The following is an 18,114-nucleotide window of genomic DNA, read 5'->3' as shown; positions in this document are numbered from 1 at the left end:
ATCCATAGTGTGTAGTCCGGTAACATCGCGTAACAAACCGGTAACACTTGGTCACAATTGCGGTGCGAGGGCTTTTTGCGCCCCTTCCCCGCCATTTGCGGCCACAATGCGCACTATTCGATTAATTTATAGACGCTCGAGGCAAGCGAAGTCATAGCCGGGCTGACCTGAGTCCGTAGCAGGGTGACTTTCACGCCACTGCTCCTCCCACCCGGAACCGATCTCCGGGAACCAGGCATCCCCCTGAAACTCGGCCTGCACCTCGGTCAGGTAAAGGCGCTGCGCAAGGGGCAGCGCCTGACGGTAGATCTCCCCACCGCCAATCACCATAACCTCATCCGCCCCGGCGGCCCGGGCAGCGCGCTCGCCACTTTCCAGCGCTGCTTCGAGGGATGCAACGACCTCCACCCCCTCCGCAGACCAGTTGCGGTTGCGGGTCACCACTATATTGGTGCGCCCCGGCAGCGGCCGGCCGATAGATTCGAAAGTATTGCGCCCCATGACCACAGGCTTACCCAGGGTCACACGCTTGAAGAACTTCAGGTCCTCGGGAATGTGCCACGGCAACTGGTTGTCGCGACCGATCACCCGGTTACTGGCCATGGCCGCAATCATGGCCACTTTTATTCCGGCCAGCATCGCCGCATCAGGCTCCTGCACCGCCATTACACCGCCACCGGTGCGGAAATATGCGGGTGCGGGTTGTAGTCGTGCAGGGTGAAGTCCTCGAAGCGGAACTCGAACAGGTCGGTAACCGCAGGATTCAGCTCCATGCGCGGCATCGGGCGAGGCTCGCGCGCCAGCTGCTGCTCCACCTGCTCAAGGTGGTTGCTGTACAGGTGGGCATCGCCAAAAGTGTGGATGAACTCACCCGGGCGCAGACCGCTTACCTGGGCCACCATCATGGTCAGCAGCGCGTAGGATGCGATATTGAACGGCACCCCCAGGAAGATATCGGCGCTGCGCTGGTACAACTGGCAGGAAAGCCGCCCATCCACCACATAGAACTGGATCAGGGTATGGCATGGCGCCAGCGCCATACGGCCCTGCGCCACATTGTCCTGCGGCGACACGCCTTCGTCCGGCAGGTCGGCCGGGTTCCATGCTGACACCATCAGCCGGCGGGAGTCCGGGCGATTGCGCAGCTGATCCAGCACTACCTTGATCTGGTCGATCTGGCGGCCATCCGGCGCCGGCCAGTTGCGCCACTGGTAGCCATAGACCGGGCCCAGGTCGCCGCTATCATCGGCCCACTCGTCCCAGATAGTGACCCCATGCTCGCGCAGGTACGCGGTATTGGTATCGCCCTGCAGGAACCACAGCAGCTCGTGGATGATCGAGCGCAGGTGGCACTTCTTGGTGGTGACCAGCGGAAAACCCTCTTCGAGGTCAAAGCGCATCTGGTACCCGAACACGCTGATGGTGCCGGTACCGGTGCGGTCGGTCTTGCGGCTGCCGTGGTCGCGCACATGCCGCATCAGGTCTAAATACTGTTTCATATTTCTTCTTTATTTACTCATTCGGTGATCAGCTGGCGGTTGCCGTACGCGGCTGGCTGCCTGCCAGCGGCTGGGTGCGATAGGCCCACATCAGGATCGCGATGCCGCCGATGATCATCGGCAGCGACAGCAACTGGCCCCGGGTGAGCCAGCCGAACAGCACCGGGATACCCACATCCGGCTCGCGCACAAATTCCACCAGGAAACGGAAACAGCCATACAGGGTGACGAACAGCCCACTGACCGCAAAGCGCGGGCGCGGTTTGGCGGAGAACCACCACAGGACCGCAAACAGGACCGCCCCTTCCAGGAAGGCCTGGTACAGCTGCGACGGGTGCCGCATCAGCTGGTCCGGGTCTGCCGGAAACACCATACCCCATGGACCGTCGGTCTCACGACCCCACAGCTCCTGACCGATAAAATTGCCGATGCGGCCGAGACCCAAGCCGATGGGGACCAGCGGCGCAACGAAATCGATCAGATCGATAAAGCGCACACCAATCTTGCGCGCATAGAGCGCCGCCGCGCCCATAACACCCAGCAGGCCCCCGTGGAAGCTCATGCCGCCCTGGTTGATCTTGATCGCCCAAAGTGGATCTGCCAGGAACTGGTCAAAGCCGTAGAAAAGCACGTAACCCAGGCGCCCGCCGATCACCACACCCAGGGCGCAGTAGAGGATCAGGTCTTCAACCTCGGTCCTGAGCACCGGTGACCAGGGTTTACTCGAGCGCCTCAGGGCCAGCCAGAAGCCTGCGGCAAAACCCGCCAGGTACATGAGTCCATACCAGTGCACTTGAATAAAGCCCAGGTCCAGGGCCACGGGATCGATCTGCGGATAGCTCAGCATGGTTTTTCTGATTTGCCTGAAGTAGCGCGCATTATCCACGCAAACCGGCGCTAAAACCAAGCCGGGCGAAAATCTGCCGCCACCGGCAGGATCGGGATTCGATGCCATACTTAGTGACGGAGCCTGGATAGCATTCGCGCCATTCCGCCGATTCCGGCTCTTTGCAGGTTGCACACGCAGGGTTCGCGGTGCAGGCAAGCAGCAGGGGTTTTGCCGCCGGGCCACAGGTTCGGGCGCGCAAGCCCGCACTGTGGAGAACAGGAATGCCTCCCCAGTCATTACCCCAGGGCCAGCATGTCAAAATCAAGAACGCACGCTTTCCGTCAATTCACCCCCATTCGCCCGCGACGCAAGCCGCTGCTACCGGTGTTTATCCTCGGTGCGCTGTGCGGATGGGTGCTGTACGCGGCATTTACCGCCAACAAGAGTACGGTGCCGGAACTTCCGGATATTGCGGTGCGCCCGCACCTGGTGCGCTGGCTGGAAGAACAGCCGGAAAGCTGGCCCGCACAGGAACCGCTGTTCAACCGGCTGGCCGTGCGGCGCATCTACCGCCAGGAAGGCTACCGCCTGCTGTGGTTCAACAACTATATGCTGAGCGATACCGCGCAGGACCTGATCAAGCAGCTCAACAGTACCAGCTCGGGTAACCCCAGCAGCCTGGTGGATTACCGTTACCATCTGGGCTATTTCGACCGCACCCTGCGCGATTCGCCACAGCGACTGCATATGGCAGCACTGCTGGACATCCTGCTGACCGACGCATTCATCTCCTACGCCCAGGACACTCATCTGGAGCAACTGGAGCCGCGCACCCTCAAGCGTCAGGCCCCGCCGCCGGAGCTCACCCCGGTGGAGAGCATGCGCGGCGAGTTCCGCAGGGTGTCCTTCGAAGCGCCACTACGCACCGCTCGCCCAGCACCGATCATGTCGTCCAAGCGCGGCAAGCGCGAGCAGGCCGAGCTGGACGCCCTGCAGCGGGAGGAGAGCCAGCCATTCCAGCGGCCGCTGGCAGAGCTGGAAATGGAACTCAGCCGCTATCGCAACATCGCCCGCAGCGGCCTGTGGAAGCCGCTGCCGCTGGGCCCTGCCATGACTGTTGGGGCGCAGCACAAGCACGTGGGCATGCTGCGCGACATGCTGTCGCTCTACGGCGACTATGTGGTGGACTTCCCGCCGGAAGACCCGAACCTGTTCGACCCGGCGCTGGAGAAGGCGGTCAAGCGTTTCCAGCGGCGCCACGGACTGCGCGAGGATGGCGTGGTGGGCAAGAAGTGCCGGGAACTGCTGAATGTGGGCCCCATGCAACGCGCCTTCACGATCGCTGCCAATCTGGATCGGCGACGCAAGCTGGGCAAGGAGCCCGGCAGTGATTACATACTGGTGAACGTGCCGGAATACCGCCTGCGCCTGGTACGCGACGAGCGGGTCGAGCTGTCGATGCGGGTGATCGTGGGCGAGGCGATTCACCAGACGCCTGAGCTCAGCACCGAGCTGACCACCGTGGTCTTCAATCCGAACTGGTATGTGCCGCGCAGCATTGCCGTCAGCGAACTGATCCCGAAGGCGCGCAAGGACCCGCGCGGCATGCAGGCGCTGGGCTATCGCCTGATCAGCGTCGAGGGCCAGCCGATGCCGTTCAACAACAGCAACCTGAGCCAGGCCGGCAACGGCAAGGTGCACCTGCGCCAGGACGGCGGGCCGCAGAACGTGCTCGGCCGGCTCAAGTTCGTGATTCCCAACCGGGAGAACATCTATCTGCACGATACCCAGACGCGCTCCCTGTTCCGCAAGAAAACCCGCACCTATAGCCATGGCTGCATCCGCCTGGACCGCCCCAACGATCTGGCGGCAATGGTACTGGCGGGCGACCAGGGGCAGCACGAATGGGATACCACCCGGGTTGAGGAGCTGACTCAGGCATCGCGCACCAAGCGCGTGCGCCTGGAGCAGCCATTACCGGTCTTCGTGACCTACTGGACCGCCTGGGTAGACCAGGATGGCCTGCTGCACTTCCGCCAGGACCCCTACAACCTGGATAGCCGCGACGCCAACCCGCAAGTGGAGATTCACCCGGAAGAAAACTGACCTGTCTGGCGGTCACAGACAGTATTTGCATTGCCGCGGGGCGGCGCCGGAATTACCCCTGTTCACTGAGTAATTCCAACTGCCAACCCAACCTCGGTAATGCCATGGTGAAGATCACCGGCCCCCGCAGCGGGGCCGAGTACCGGAGCGACTCCCGCGCGAAAAAGCCCCGCCGCTGCTGGCTGCTGGGTCTGCTCGGGCTCACCGCCCTCGCACTGGGCCACGAACAACCACCGCCGCTTACCAGCTTTGCCGCAATGGACGCTGCGATTCGCACCCAGCTCAGGCACTATCAGGAGGCCGCCAGCGACTGGCGCCCGCTGCCTGCCGGCGCGCCGCTGACGGTCGGCAACCGTGACCCGCGAGTGGCCCACCTGCGACAGCTGCTTAGCCTGTACGGCGATCTCCAGCCAGCGTCCGCCCTGCCGCCGGGCTACCTGCAGCTGGCAGGCGGACAGTCCCGCGATCCCTCCATTTTCGACCTGCAATTAAAGGATGCGGTAGCCGGGTTCCAGCGTCGCCACGGCCTGGAGGCGACCGGCATCGTCGATGCCACCACCCTGCGCTGGCTCAACTTCTCGCCCGCGCGGCGCGCGGCGCACCTGCGCCACAGCCTGTCGCTCTGGCGCCTCGCGTTCAATGACGACCCCTACCTGCTACTGGTGAACGTCCCCGAATACCGGCTGCACCTGATCCGCGAGGGTGAGCTGGTGCTGAGCATGAAGACTGTGGTTGGCCGGTCATCCAGCCAGACCCCTGAACTGCGCACGCGGCTCGCCTCGATCATTTTCAACCCCACCTGGACGGTACCGCGCAGCCTGCTGGTGGAGAACCTGCTGCCAAAGGCCCGCGGCAACCCGCAGGCCATGGCCGCGCGCGGCTACCGCGCAGTGCTGCTGCGCTCGCGGCGCACCGCACCACTGACCGAGGAAAACCTGGACCTGGCGGCCCGCGGCGGTGCCTCACTGCAGCAGGGCGGCGGCCCCCATAACAGCCTCGGGCGGTTCAAATTCGTGCTGCCCAACGCCGGAGAGATCTACCTGCACGACACTCTCGGCCACAGCCTGTTCGGGCTGCGGGAGCGACACCTCAGTCACGGCTGTGTGCGGCTGCAGGAGCCGCGCAGGCTGGTATCTGCGCTGCTCTCGAGCGACGGCTGGAGCGAGGCAAGTATCGACCGGCAGCTGCAGGAGGACACCACCACGATTCTGGTCCGCAAGGGGCCTGTTGTCGCATTGACCTATATCACGAGCTGGATAGACCAGTCAGGCAAAGCCCAGTTTCGGGAAGATATTTATCGCCGGGGACCTTCTGACATCGCTGTCGTCGAGAAATGACCTCGTAGACAGGGGATCCAGTTGCCCCGACCCACTATTCCCGGCAAAAAAGTCCGGCTGGACACGCAAAAATTTTAATTCCCCGCTATTCGTATTTCGCGAAAAAACATCCCTCAGGAACCACCCAAAACCCCGTGAAAACTGACGAATTCCGGTAAATCCGGTAGTCCGCCATGAAAAATTTTTCCAGCGCTGTCATTAGAACCCTTTGCTATGAAAGGTAGTTTGCTTGTTACAAATGGTTACTTTTTGTACAGTTCATCCCGTGCTTCAGGGCACCATAAGCAAACGAGATTTATAGAGGTTTAGGGCATGTTGTATCCGTCACGACGTCAATTTCTTGCAATGACCGCTGCTACTCTGGCTGTAGGTGCCGCTCCGGCAACCATGGCTGCGAGTTCAGCCCAGCGCCGCTCACTGAAGCTGCGCAACCTGCACACCGGCGAAACTGTCGAAGCAGTGTTCTGGGAAAACGGTGACTACCGTGGCGAAGGCCTGAAGTCACTGAACCGCCTGCTGCGTGACCACCGTGCGAACGAGGTCACCCGCATGGATCCGAAACTGCTGGACCTGGTATACAACATCAAGAAGAAGCTGGGCTACAAGGGCACCATCGAGGTGATCTCCGGCTACCGCAGCGCGAAGACCAACGCGAAACTGCGTGCGCGCTCCGGCGGTGTGGCCAAGCGCAGCTACCACACCCGCGGCATGGCGATGGACATCCGTATGCCGGGTGTTGCACTGAGCAAGGTACGCCAGGCAGCACGCAGCCTGAAGGTTGGCGGTGTAGGCTACTACCCGAAGAGCAACTTCGTGCACGTAGACACCGGCCCGGTCCGCAGCTGGTAATCAGGGAGGCGCTATTGCGGCGCCCCGCTGCCCACCTCCAGCGGATCTCCTCTCAAGATACCCGCCACCTGGTTCGCCAGCTGGCGGGTTTCGTTTAATTGGGCCACCGGTTCCAGTTCGATCGGGCTCTGCAGCGAAGCCAGCTTTTCCCCCAGTGCGTTCAGCCCGGCCTGCAACGCCTCCTGTCGATGGGTTTCCAGCAAAAGCGATGGCGCTTCCGCGCCGCCACCGAACCAGATATCCCGCAGCCCGTCCAGCATTGCCACCAGCGCCACCAGTGTCCCCGTGGCCACGGGGCTCTCCACATCACTTTCCGAGCTCTGCGGCAAGCGCGCGATAAACTCCTGCTCCAGCAGCGCAACACCGCTGCTGCGTACCCGCGCCAGGCGCGCACGCTCATCCAGTGCCAGGAAAGGGCGGGACAGGTCATTGGCAAGCGGTGGCCAGCGCTTGCCGAGGCGCTCGAAATCCTGCGCCAGGGCACCTGCAACCAGCTGCACCAGCAGGCGCCGGCGCGCCGCCGGTGCCTGCTGCGGCGCCTCGCCCCCGCTACCGGCAACAAAGTCCGCGGCACGACGCTCCCCGGTCGCGCCCCAGAGCAGCAGCTCCAGCACGTGAAAACCGAGACTTGCCTCTTCGTCGGCAGTCAAACGGTGCTGCTTGCGCAGCGAGCCCGACGTCAGCTCCAGTGCCGTATCGTGCACCAGGCCACTGGCGGGATAGCCAGGGACCCGGTCGAGATAACCCGGCACCACCGGCCAGCTGTCGATCTGCAGCAGCATCGCCCTGCCCTCGAGCGCATGCTCCGGTGCGGCAAACGCGAGCCGCAACCAGGGCAACGCACGCATATAAGCTTCGTGCGACTTCTCCCAGGCGTTGCGCACCGCATCCAGGCGCGCCGCATCAGGCTGTTCCAGCATTGACTCCACTGCGGACTGCAGTACTGCTGCCGCCGTGCCGGCATTTTCCAGGGCCGCTTGGCCGCGCCCCCACAACGCCAGCGCCTGGGCCTGGCCAGCCGCGTCCCGCGCCGGCGGATCAACGGGGTCCACTGCCACGGCAGCCGCCCCGGCATCACCTTGTACGGCCCTGTCGCGGCCATCGGGCCGATCGGCACTGCATGCGACAAGTGCCAGCGAAACCCCTACCAGGGTGGAAAAGTATCTGATCTGCATGCCAGCCTACCCGTCGCGCAGGCTGATGATCGGCCAGCCGCGCTCACCTGCGGCCTGGCGCAGGTCGTCATCGGGATCCACCGCCACCGGGTAGGTGACCTGGTCCAGCAGCGGCAGGTCGTTGGCAGAATCGCTGTAGAACCAGTGCTCGACAGCCGAAAACTGCGGGTGTTGCTGCAGCCAGGCCTGCAAACGCTGTACCTTGCCCTCGCGAAAGCAGGGCGTCCCTTCTACGCGGCCGGTATAGGCGCCATCGAGCTTTTCCGGGTCGGTCGCCAGAAGCGAGTCCACGCCAAGCTTCTGCGCGATCGGGTGCACCACAAAATGGTTTGTCGCGGTAATGATCATGGTGTGATGGCCGCGCTCGCGGTGCCCCTGCACCAGCTCTTCTGCGCGCGGCAGCCAGAAGTCACTGATGACTTCGCGCATGAAATCGGCGTGCAGTGCTTCCAGCTCGGCGCGTGGAATCCGGGCCAGAGGCTCCAGCGCAAATTCGAGGTAAGCTCGGATATCGAGCTTGCCCCGCTGGTATTCGCGGTAAAATCGATCGTTCTCGCTACGGAACAATTCACCATCGACACAACCGCGCTGCACAAGGTATTCACCCCAGGCGTGATCGCTATCGCCACCGATCAGGGTGTTATCCAGGTCAAAAATCGCCAGTCCCAATTGGCATCCCCCTTTAAATCAGGCCGCAACCCCAAGGCTGCAATAAAGCGCACAAGAATAGCCGCTGGCGACGACACTGTTAAGCGCGGCTTGATTGCCGCACCGGCGGCGCTGTGGAACAATGCTGGGAATCTACCGTTCGGCCCGCGAGGTGCAAACAGGCGCCAGACCAGCCGCTTCGGTCTACCGGATTTGAGGAAAATGAATTGAGCGACGGCAAGGCAGTACCGGCCGGGCGCCGCAGGAAGCGCCGGTCTGGCAGGGGCCAGTCTGACAAGAGAGGCCTCCGCTCCGCCACCCAGAAAATCGAGACCACGATCGACAGCGAAGGGTTTCGCCCCAATGTTGGCATTATCGTCATCAACAACGAGGGGCAGGTACTCTGGGCACGCAGGGTCGGCGGCAAGGATGCGTGGCAGTTCCCGCAGGGCGGCATCAACCTCGGTGAAACACCGGAGCAGGCACTTTATCGGGAGTTGTATGAGGAAGTCGGCCTGAAAAAAGAGCAGGTGCGGCTACTGGCAAGTACGCGCGGCTGGCTGCGCTACCGCCTGCCGAAGAGGCTGGTGCGGCGCAACTCCGAGCCCCGGTGCATCGGCCAGAAACAGAAATGGTTCCTGCTGCGCCTGGAGGCGCCGGAATCCAGCATCAGCTTTGACAATGGCTACAAGCCGGAATTCGACCACTGGCGCTGGGCCACCTACTGGCACCCGCTGACCAAAGTGGTGTCCTTCAAGCGCGAGGTCTACCGGCGCGCACTGCTGGAGCTGGCACCGCACCAGATCCAGCAGCAGAAACGCGGCATGAAACAGGACTGAGCAGAGCGGGACCGGGAGGAAGCCGGCCCTGGACAGAAAACGCAGAAGACAACGAGAGGAAGTCGAGACCATGCGCAACCCGGTGCATACAGGCGGGCGGAGGTAAGGCCTTTGCTGCAGTCGCTGCGCAATATTGTCCAGGAGCTCAATGCGGCCCGCGACTTGAACGCGATGCTGGAAATCATCGTGCGCCGGGTAAAGGCAGAAATGCGCACCAGCGTCTGCTCCATCTATCTGCGCGACGGCGCCTCCGGCAGTTACGTACTCATGGCGACCGACGGCCTGTACCCGGAGTCGGTGGGCAAGGTCAGCCTCGCCGCCGGCGAAGGCCTGGTGGGCCTTGTGGTGGAGCGCGAAGAGCCGCTCAACCTGGACCAGGCCCATACCCATCCCGCGTTCCAGTACTTCCCCAGCACCGGCGAAGAACGTTACAGCGCATTCCTCGGCGCACCGATTATCCACCACCGCGAGGTGCTGGGCGTCATCGTGGTACAGCAGGCGGAGAGCCGCCGCTTCGACGAGGGCGAGGAGGCCTTCCTCGTCACTGTGTCGGCACAACTGGCCGGAGTCATTGCCCACGCCGAGGCCACCGGCACCCTGGCGTCCATGGGCAGCCAGCACCGGGAGGCCTCTTTCCACGGTATTGCCGCGGCACCCGGTGTCGCCATCGGCCGCGCCCAGATCATTGCCGCGCCCGCCAACCTCGCCGCGGTGCCTTTCTCGCCCTGCGAAGACCCGGAAGCGGAAATCGCCTTCTTCAAGAAGGCACTGGCGTCCGCACGACGTGAGATACGTGCCGTGGGTGAGCGCCTCAAGGCGAACCTGAACCGCGAGGAGCAGGCGCTATTCGACGCCTATGTCAGCATGCTCGACGACGCATCACTGGCGGCGGAAGTCTGTGAGCGCATCCGCCAGATGGTCAGCGCGCCACGGGCCTGGTCGGAAGTGATGCTCGAGCATGTCCACCGCTTTGAAGCCATGTCGGATGGCTACTTCCGTGATCGCGCTGCCGATGTACGCGACCTCGGCGCGCGGGTACTGCAACACCTGCGCCAGCAGAAAAAAACCCGGCAGAGCTTCGGCGAGAACAGCATCCTGGTGGGGGAGGAACTGACCGCCGCCATGCTGGCAGAAATTCCCCGCGAAAACCTCAAGGGGCTGGTTTCCATCAAGGGCTCCAGCAACAGCCACGTCGCCATCGTTGCCCGCGCGATGGGCATCCCCACGGTGATGGGTGCCGATGCCCTGCCGTTCGAGCGTATCGACGGTGCGGAGCTGGTGGTGGACGGCTACCGCGGTGAAATCCACGTACACCCGAGCCAGCAGCTGCGACGGCGTTATGAAGCCATCGTGCGCGAGGAACAGGCCCTGGCCGCCAGCCTCGACCTGCTTGCCGACCAGCCCTGCATCACCACTGATGGCAAGCGCGTGCGCCTGTGGGTCAACACCGGCCTGATGGCAGACGTGGTGCGCTCGCTGGAGCGCGGTGCCGAGGGTGTGGGCCTGTACCGCACCGAGGTGCCGTTCCTGATGCGCGAGCGCTTCCCCTCCGAGGAGGAGCAGCGCGCAATCTATCGCGAGCAGCTGGAGGCCTTTTCCCCCAACCCGGTCACCATGCGCACGCTGGATATCGGCGGCGACAAGGCACTGAGTTATTTCCCTATCGAGGAAGAAAACCCGTTCCTCGGCTGGCGCGGTATCCGTGTGACCCTGGACCACCCGGAGATTTTCCTGGGCCAGGTGCGCGCCATGATGAAAGCGAGCCTTGGCCTCAACAACCTGCGCATCCTGCTGCCAATGATCAGTGGCATCAACGAATTCGAGGCCGCGAGAAAGCTGGTCCTGCGTGCGCACGACGAGCTGCGTGAGGAAGGCTACGATATCGCGTTGCCGCCGCTGGGTGTCATGATTGAAGTACCCTCCGCGGTGTACCAGGCACGTGCACTGGCACTGCGCGCGGATTTCCTGTCCGTTGGCACCAACGACCTGACCCAGTACCTGCTCGCGGTGGATCGCAACAACAGCCGCGTTGCCGGCCTTTACAATGCGTTCCATCCGGCGGTGCTGGCCGCACTCAAGGCAATTGTCGATGCCGCCCATGCCGAGGGTACCGAAGTCGGCATCTGTGGCGAACTGGCCGGTGACCCGGGTGGTGCGCTGCTGCTGGTGGCAATGGGCTATGACGTACTGTCAATGAACGCCACCAACCTGCCCCGGATCAAAGCCACCCTGCGCGCGGCCAACTGCAGCGAACTGACAGACCTCCTCGACGGTGTATTGCAGATGGAGTGCGGCGAAAGTATTTACCACAAGGTTCAACTGGTACTGCAGCAACTCGGGCTGCATACATTACTACAGCCCGGCGGCTGATACGGGGATTCCGCGTATGCAAAACATCGCCTTCCTGAACGGTGAATACCTGCCACTGGAGCAGGCCCGCATCTCCCCCCTCGACCGGGGTTTCCTGTTCGGCGAAGGCGTTTATGAGGTGATCCCGGCAATCCAGGGCCGGGCCATCGCGCTGGTGCCGCACATTCATCGCCTGCTGCAGGGTATGCGCGCGCTGGAAATCAAACCGGCCTGGGCAATGGATGACTGGCGCAACCTGTGCGAAGCGCTGATCGAGAAAAATACGGATGCCAGCATCAGTAGCAACCTGGGCATATATCTGCACGTATCCCGCGGCGCGGACAAGCGCCGTTTTCATGCCTACCCGGAAGGCCTGCAACCGACAATTTTCGGCTTCGCGTTCGAATTGCAGGAGTCCTGCCTGCACAGCCCGGATATCAAAAAGACCCTGAGCGTGATTACCGCGGAAGACCTGCGCTGGCAGCGTTGCCATATCAAGTCCACGTCGCTGCTTGGCAACGTCATGCACTTCCAGCAGGGCCAGGCTGCGGGCAGCGACGAAGCCATTCTCCACAATGCAAACGGCAACGTGACCGAGGCTAGCGCCGCCAACGTATTCCTTGTCAAAGACGGCACCGTCATCACACCGCCGCTGGAGCAGCAACTGTTGCCGGGCATCACGCGCATGATGCTGCTGGACATTCTGCGCCGACATACCGAAATCCCGGTAGAGGAACGCCCGGTACAACTGCAGGAGCTGCGCAGCGCAGATGAAGTGTGGCTGACCAGCTCCACCAAGGGCGTAACGCCAGTGACCCGCATCGACGGGGAGCCGGTTGCCAGCGGCGAAGCAGGCGAGCTGTGGCAGCGGCTCAACCCGGTGTTTCACCAGCATAAATTCGATTACTGATGATTGGGGTCAGAGTCGTAGACTCTGACCCCGTTAATCCGGACCTATGGGGTCAGAGCCGCAGGCTCTGACCCCTATAATCTTGGCTCTGCCCCTGTTCAATTTGAGGGGTCAGAGCCGATGGCTCTGACCCCAATAATCCGTTGGCTCTGACCCCACCTATCTTGGAAACCGCTATGCCCTTAACCGCCATCGTCCTCGGCGCCAGCGGCCTGGTCGGACGCGCGCTCGTCGACCAGCTTGCCGCCTCTCCGGACTATGAAAAAATCATTACCCTGACGCGTCGCGCCAGCCCCCACCCATCGACGAAGGTGGAAAACCGGGTGATCAACTTCGAGCAGCTTGCACAGAGTGCAGAATCGTTGCGCGGAGACCGGCTATTTTCCTGCCTCGGCACCACACTCAAGCGGGCGGGATCTGTCGAGGCACAGCGAACCGTCGACCTTACCTACCAGCTTGAGGTTGCCAGGCTCGCAGCCCGGAACGGTGTGCCGCACTATCTGCTGGTTTCCTCCAGCGGTGCCAATGCAAAAAGTCGGAGCGCCTACCTGAAGATGAAGGGGGATCTGGAAGAGGCTGTAACGCAGCTACCGTTTGAGCGTATCAGTATCTTTCAGCCGTCATTGCTGCTCGGACAGCGCGACCATTTCCGGTTTGGTGAAACACTGGGTAGCTGGGTACTGCCATTACTGTGCAAATTGCCGGGCCTGCACCGCTACCGGCCAATCGAAGCGGAACAGGTGGCGCGGAAAATGCTGGGCGTCAGCACCCGTGCGGGGAGTGGTGTTGAGACCTTTACGCTCGATGAGATTTTCTAGATTTATGGGGTCAGAGCGAACAGCTCTGACCCCGTGAGTTTGATTTAAGGGGTCGGAGCCAACAACTCCGATGAATGGGGTCAGAGTCTCTGACTCTGACCCCAAAAATACCGACCGAAGGGGTCAGAGCCGCTGGCTCTGACCCCGTAAGTCTTACTTCAGTAGCCGCAAGTGCGCAAAGTGCGCCTTCAGATAACTGGTTTCCAGAATCGCGGGATGCACCGGATGATCCGCGCCCTGGCCGCCACTGGCGATGATCAATGCCTGGCGGTCCAGATGTCTCGCAGCACCGCGTACGATTTCCAGTAACGTGTCTGAAGGCAGGTGCATTGAGCAGGAAGCGCTGACCAGCAGCCCCTCGCGGCCGAGCAAGCGCATTGCCAGTTCGTTGATGTGGCGATATGCGGCTTCCCCGGCTTTCTGGTCCTTGCGCCGCTTGATAAAGGCCGGCGGGTCCAGCACCACGATGTCGTACTGCTCGCCCTCGGCGACCAGCGCCTTGAGCACATCCACCGCCTTGCCCTGGATCGTCTGCAGGTCATCGGCGACAGCATTGTTGCGGGCGTTTGCCTCGCACCAGTCCAGCGCCTGCTCGGAAACATCCACGCAAGTCGCCGATGCCGCGCCACAGGCCAGCGCCTGCACACCCCAGCCGCCGGCGTAGGAGAACAGATCGAGCACGCGCTTGCCCGCCACCCACTGATTCAGGCGTGCGCGGTTTTCACGGTGGTCGTAAAACCAGCCGGTTTTCTGCCCCGCATGCACCGGCGCCAGCAGCGGTACGCCGTTCTCGATGAAAGGCACCAGCTCCGGCACCTCACCCACCGCCACCTCGCTGTAGGCCGGCAGGGATTCGACCCCTCGGCCCTGGTGGTCGTTGCGCAGCAGTATGCCCTTTGGCGACAGCAGTTTGTCCAGCGCCGCAACAATGTCGTCCTTGAGAAGCTCCATACCCCAGCTGGAGATCTGCACCACCAGGTAATCGCCGAAACGGTCCACCACCAGCCCCGGCAGCCAGTCGGAGTCGCCGTAAACCAGCCTGTAGCTGTGATCGCTGAAATACATCTCGCGCATGGCCAGCGCGGCACCGATACGTTTTTCCAGCGACTTGCGGCTGAGCGCACCACCGCGCGAGACGAGGCGCCCACAGATCAGCTGGTTCGGGTTGATAAACGCCGTACCCAGTGCCTTGCCACGGCTGTCCAGGATCTGGCACTGGGCGCCGGGCTCGATACCCTTGAGCGGGCTGCGCGCAATATCCACCTCGTTGCTATAGATCCAGAGGTGGCCGCGCTTGAGGCGACGGTCCGCCTGTGGCTTGAGAATGATTTCGGCTGTGGTCATCTTTTCGTGTTCCAGAAATAAAAATGGGGTCAGAGTAAATTTTTTCGGCCACCCGGACCGAAAAACTGTTTACTCTGACCCCATTGATTGGGTCTTGCCCGCGTTGATGCCTTATTCGGAATCAACTACCTCGCGGTAGCCATCTGCATCCAGCAGCTTGTCCAGTTCGGACGCATCGCTCGGCTGCATGCGGAAGAACCAGCCATCGTCATATGGGGATTCGTTGACGGTTTCGGGGGCGTCTTCCAGCACCTCGTTCACCGCAACCACCTCACCGGAGATCGGCGCGTAGATATCGCTCGCTGCCTTCACGGACTCGACCACACCGGCCTCATCGCCCTCTGCCAGGGCAGTGCCCACTTCCGGGGTTTCGACATAAACCACGTCGCCCAGGCTGTCCTGCGCGTGGTCAGTAATGCCGATGGTCACAGTGCCGTCTTCTTCCAGCCGGATCCACTCATGGCTGGAAACATATTTGAGTTCGTTGCGAATATCGCTCATGGATTTCACCTGCAAATAGGGATTTTGGGAATTCTGTTAAAAAACTTTCTTGCCGTTGCGGACAAATGCCGGCTTGATGACCTTTACATCCACCAGCTTGTTGCGCATTTCCACCTGCGCGTTGTCGCCAGCTTCAACCGGCACCCGCGCCATGGCGATGGAGTGCCCAAGGGTTGGCGAGAAGGTGCCGCTGGTGATGATGCCGGTGCCGTCGACACCGTCGACCACAACCTTCTGGCCCGCACGCAGCACGCCCTTGCCTTCCAGCACCAGGCCAACCAGCTTCTCTTTTACACCTTCCGCCTTCTGCGCTTCAAGTGCCTTGCGGCCAATAAAATCGCGATTCGCCGGCTCCCAGGTAATGGTCCAGCCCATATTGGCGCACAGCGGTGAGGTGTCATCATCCATCTCGTGGCCGTACAGGTTCATGCCTGCCTCCAGGCGCAGGGTGTCACGCGCGCCGAGACCGCAAGGGGCAACGCCCTTGTCCGCCAGTGCACGCCAGAAGCCCGGTGCGTCTTCCTCAGGCAGCATGATCTCGAGGCCGTCCTCACCGGTATAACCGGTGCGCGCGGCAAACCAGTCGCCCTTGGCGGTGCCCTGGAAGATCTTCAGGGATTCGATCGCATCTTTCCATTCGATGCCCAGTACCTCGACCACCCTGGCGATGGCCTCGGGCCCCTGCACGGCCATAATAGCCAGCTGCGGCTGCTCGGTGATCTCTACATCAAAGGCCTCGGCCTGCTTGCGGATCCAGGCCAGGTCTTTCTCCCGCGTGGCGCAGTTCACCACCAGCCGGAACCAGCCCTCGCGCTGGTACACGATCAGGTCGTCGATCACGCCGCCATTCTCGTTGAGCATACCGGTGTAGAGTGCCTTGCCCGGCGTTGCTGCAATTTTGGCCACATCGTTGGCCAGCAGCTTGCGCAGGAAGTCCTGCGCGCCCGCGCCGGTGATATCCACCACGGTCATGTGGGAAACGTCGAACATGCCCGCTTCCTGACGCACCTTGTGGTGTTCATCCATCTGCGAGCCGTAATGCAATGGCATGTCCCAGCCACCAAAATCGACCATTTTTCCACCCATCTCAACGTGGGTGTCGTATAGCTGGGTCCTGTTTCCCATGATGTCCTCGTACCCGGAAAATATGGCGGCGTATTCTAACGGTTGGCGCCCCGGGGGCAACCGCCAAAACCGGTTTTCTCACCGGCGCTTACAAGCGTAGCCAATGCCCGGCCGGAACGGCCCGGCGGCAGGAAGAAAAGCCTCAGCGGCGGCTGCGCCGCATCAGCAGGATGACCGGCACCAGTCCCACCAGCACCAGGGTCAGTGCCGGCAGCGCGGCGCGCTCCCACTCGCCCTCGGAGGTCAGCTCATAGATGCGCACGGCGAGGGTGTCCCAGCCAAACGGGCGCAGCAGCAGGGTTGCCGGCATTTCCTTGAGGGTATCGACAAACACCAGTAACAGCGCTGTCAGGATGCCGGGCAGCATCAGCGGTAGGTACACCCGGCGCACGATGCGGCGGTGACCGGCACCGAGGGTCTGCGCGGCCTCGTGCAGGACCGGACGAATCCGCTCAAGACTGGTGGAGAGCGGCCCGAATGCCACCGAATAGAAGCGGATCAGGTAGGCGGCCAGCAATGCCGCCGCGCTACCCACCAGTAACTGGGTGGGCTCGAGGCCGAACAGGGCACGCAGCGGGTTGACCCAGTTGCGATCGATCCAGGCGAACGCGAGCATGATGCCCACTGCGAGCACCGAGCCGGGCAACGCATAGCCCATACCGGCAATCCGCAGCGCCACACTGTCGCGGCGGCCGCCGCGCCAGCGCTCCGCCAGTGCCACCAGCAATGCGAGGGACGCCGCGATGAGCGCGGCGCTCCCGGCCAGGCCAAAACTGTTGCCCACCAGTTCCGCAAAGCGCGCATCCAGATCACCGCGGCGCTGCCATGCCCACAAGCCGAGCTGCACCACCGGCAATACAAACGCCAGCCCGAACACCAGCAGACAGGCCCCGCTGGCCGCAAACGCCTTCAGGCCACTCAGCTGGAAGGCGCCGCGATCACGCCGCGACTGCTGGTGATAGCGCGCGCGCCCGCGCGCACGGGTTTCTGCAAACAGTGACACCCCCACAAACAGCAGCAACAGCGAAGCCAGCTGGGCCGCGGCGGTAAGGTTGAAGAAGCCGAACCAGGCCTTGTAGATCGCGGTGGTGAAGGTATCGAAATTGAAAATTGCGACCGCGCCAAAGTCGGCCAGCACTTCCATCAGCGCCAGCGCCGCACCGGCTACGATTGCCGGGCGCGCCATAGGCAGCGCGACACGCAAAAAACCGCCCCAATCGGAGCAACCGAGACTGCGGGCCGCCTCGAGCGTCGCGCGCCCCTGCGCGAGGAACGCACCGCGCGCCAGCATATAGACATACGGGTACAGCACCGCGGTCATCACCAGGATAACGGCACCGCTGCCACGCGCATTCGGGAACCAGGCATCGCGGCCAAACCATTCGCGCCACTGGGTCTGTACCGGCCCCGCGTAATCGAACAGGCCCAGCACCACGAATGCCACCACATAGGCGGGAATCGCCAGTGGCAGCATCAGCGCCCAGTCCAGCCAGCGCCGGCCCGGAAACTCGCACATCGCCGTCAGCCAGGCGAGCCCCACCCCCAGCAGGATCACCCCGGTCCCAACGCCCAGCAGCAGTGTCACGGTGTTGCGCAGCAGGCGACCGAGCCCGGTTTCAATCAGGTGTTGCCAGACATCGACCTGGGCACTGCCCCAGGACAGCAGGATGACGGATAGCGGAAGCAGTACCAGCGCAGCGGTCGCCAGGAGGGGCAGGCGCAACAGGAAGCGCGAAGGGGCGGTACTGGACTGTTTCACACGGGGTTCCGGGAGGTACAACGAAG

At 62.6% G+C, this 18,114-nt stretch carries 16 protein-coding genes; 7 read left to right on the top strand and 9 right to left on the bottom strand.

What is annotated here, in order from left to right; all coding sequences use genetic code 11:
* Positions 1-126 precede the first annotated feature (126 nt).
* The 3 genes from QSJ80_RS10850 to lgt are packed head-to-tail and all read right to left on the bottom strand — an operon-like array spanning position 127 to position 2,346.
* On the bottom strand, positions 127-666 hold the full coding sequence (locus QSJ80_RS10850) for a dihydrofolate reductase (RefSeq protein WP_285764472.1): 540 nt from the start codon (positions 664-666) through the stop codon (positions 127-129).
* Positions 666-1,499, bottom strand: coding sequence for a thymidylate synthase (locus QSJ80_RS10845; protein ID WP_285764471.1), 834 nt, complete (start codon positions 1,497-1,499; stop codon positions 666-668). Before QSJ80_RS10845 ends, QSJ80_RS10850 begins: the two co-directional genes overlap by 1 nt.
* Before the next feature lie 28 nt (positions 1,500-1,527).
* Positions 1,528-2,346, bottom strand: coding sequence for a prolipoprotein diacylglyceryl transferase (lgt, locus tag QSJ80_RS10840; protein ID WP_285764470.1), 819 nt, complete (start codon positions 2,344-2,346; stop codon positions 1,528-1,530).
* Positions 2,347-2,640: 294 nt separating this feature from the next.
* Here lgt and QSJ80_RS10835 point away from each other — a divergent pair, with 294 nt between their 5' ends.
* The 3 genes from QSJ80_RS10835 to mepK all read left to right on the top strand — a co-directional run bounded on the left by QSJ80_RS10835 (position 2,641) and on the right by mepK (position 6,620).
* On the top strand, positions 2,641-4,434 hold the full coding sequence (locus tag QSJ80_RS10835; protein WP_285764469.1) for a L,D-transpeptidase family protein: 1,794 nt from the start codon (positions 2,641-2,643) through the stop codon (positions 4,432-4,434).
* Between the two features lie 104 nt (positions 4,435-4,538).
* Complete coding sequence (locus tag QSJ80_RS10830) at positions 4,539-5,771, top strand: L,D-transpeptidase family protein (RefSeq protein ID WP_285764468.1); 1,233 nt, start codon at positions 4,539-4,541, stop codon at positions 5,769-5,771.
* Positions 5,772-6,083: 312 nt separating this feature from the next.
* Positions 6,084-6,620 carry a peptidoglycan L,D-endopeptidase MepK gene (gene mepK / locus QSJ80_RS10825; protein ID WP_491624815.1) on the top strand — a complete coding sequence of 179 codons (537 nt, stop codon included), beginning with the start codon at positions 6,084-6,086 and terminating at the stop codon, positions 6,618-6,620.
* A gap of 11 nt (positions 6,621-6,631) precedes the next feature.
* On the opposite strand, the gene QSJ80_RS10820 is transcribed toward mepK, so the two are convergent.
* Positions 6,632-7,795, bottom strand: coding sequence for an imelysin family protein (locus QSJ80_RS10820; RefSeq protein WP_285764466.1), 1,164 nt, complete (start codon positions 7,793-7,795; stop codon positions 6,632-6,634).
* A gap of 6 nt (positions 7,796-7,801) precedes the next feature.
* The gene (locus QSJ80_RS10815; protein WP_285764465.1) at positions 7,802-8,464 is read right to left on the bottom strand and encodes a histidinol-phosphatase; all 663 of its coding nucleotides are present in this window, start codon (positions 8,462-8,464) and stop codon (positions 7,802-7,804) included.
* A gap of 317 nt (positions 8,465-8,781) precedes the next feature.
* On the opposite strand from QSJ80_RS10815, the gene rppH reads away from it, so the two are divergent.
* From rppH to QSJ80_RS10795, 4 genes are all read left to right on the top strand, one after another.
* Positions 8,782-9,282 carry an RNA pyrophosphohydrolase gene (gene rppH / locus QSJ80_RS10810; RefSeq protein ID WP_285764671.1) on the top strand — a complete coding sequence of 167 codons (501 nt, stop codon included), beginning with the start codon at positions 8,782-8,784 and terminating at the stop codon, positions 9,280-9,282.
* A gap of 111 nt (positions 9,283-9,393) precedes the next feature.
* Positions 9,394-11,652 carry a phosphoenolpyruvate--protein phosphotransferase gene (gene ptsP / locus QSJ80_RS10805; RefSeq protein ID WP_285764464.1) on the top strand — a complete coding sequence of 753 codons (2,259 nt, stop codon included), beginning with the start codon at positions 9,394-9,396 and terminating at the stop codon, positions 11,650-11,652.
* A 16-nt stretch (positions 11,653-11,668) separates the two neighbouring features.
* Positions 11,669-12,541 carry a D-amino acid aminotransferase gene (locus QSJ80_RS10800; RefSeq protein ID WP_285764463.1) on the top strand — a complete coding sequence of 291 codons (873 nt, stop codon included), beginning with the start codon at positions 11,669-11,671 and terminating at the stop codon, positions 12,539-12,541.
* A 176-nt stretch (positions 12,542-12,717) separates the two neighbouring features.
* Positions 12,718-13,359 (top strand): NAD-dependent epimerase/dehydratase family protein, encoded by a 642-nt coding sequence (locus QSJ80_RS10795; RefSeq protein ID WP_285764462.1) that lies wholly within the window; start codon positions 12,718-12,720, stop codon positions 13,357-13,359.
* A gap of 153 nt (positions 13,360-13,512) precedes the next feature.
* Here QSJ80_RS10795 and QSJ80_RS10790 read toward each other — a convergent pair whose 3' ends face one another.
* The 4 genes from QSJ80_RS10790 to QSJ80_RS10775 form a co-directional block, all read right to left on the bottom strand.
* Positions 13,513-14,703 (bottom strand): class I SAM-dependent rRNA methyltransferase, encoded by a 1,191-nt coding sequence (locus tag QSJ80_RS10790; RefSeq protein WP_285764461.1) that lies wholly within the window; start codon positions 14,701-14,703, stop codon positions 13,513-13,515.
* 111 nt (positions 14,704-14,814) lie between these two features.
* Entirely contained in the window at positions 14,815-15,204 is a 390-nt protein-coding gene (gcvH, locus tag QSJ80_RS10785) for a glycine cleavage system protein GcvH (protein ID WP_285764460.1), read from the bottom strand.
* A 36-nt stretch (positions 15,205-15,240) separates the two neighbouring features.
* Positions 15,241-16,329 carry a glycine cleavage system aminomethyltransferase GcvT gene (gene gcvT, locus QSJ80_RS10780; protein ID WP_285764459.1) on the bottom strand — a complete coding sequence of 363 codons (1,089 nt, stop codon included), beginning with the start codon at positions 16,327-16,329 and terminating at the stop codon, positions 15,241-15,243.
* 142 nt (positions 16,330-16,471) lie between these two features.
* The gene (locus tag QSJ80_RS10775) at positions 16,472-18,088 is read right to left on the bottom strand and encodes an ABC transporter permease (protein WP_285764458.1); all 1,617 of its coding nucleotides are present in this window, start codon (positions 18,086-18,088) and stop codon (positions 16,472-16,474) included.
* Positions 18,089-18,114: the final 26 nt, after the last annotated feature.

This window comes from Biformimicrobium ophioploci (assembly GCF_030270605.1).
Taxonomy (GTDB): Bacteria; Pseudomonadota; Gammaproteobacteria; order Pseudomonadales; family Cellvibrionaceae; genus Biformimicrobium; species Biformimicrobium ophioploci.
The sequence above is the reverse complement of the archived record's forward strand: the minus strand, read 5'-3'. Positions and strand labels throughout refer to the sequence as shown.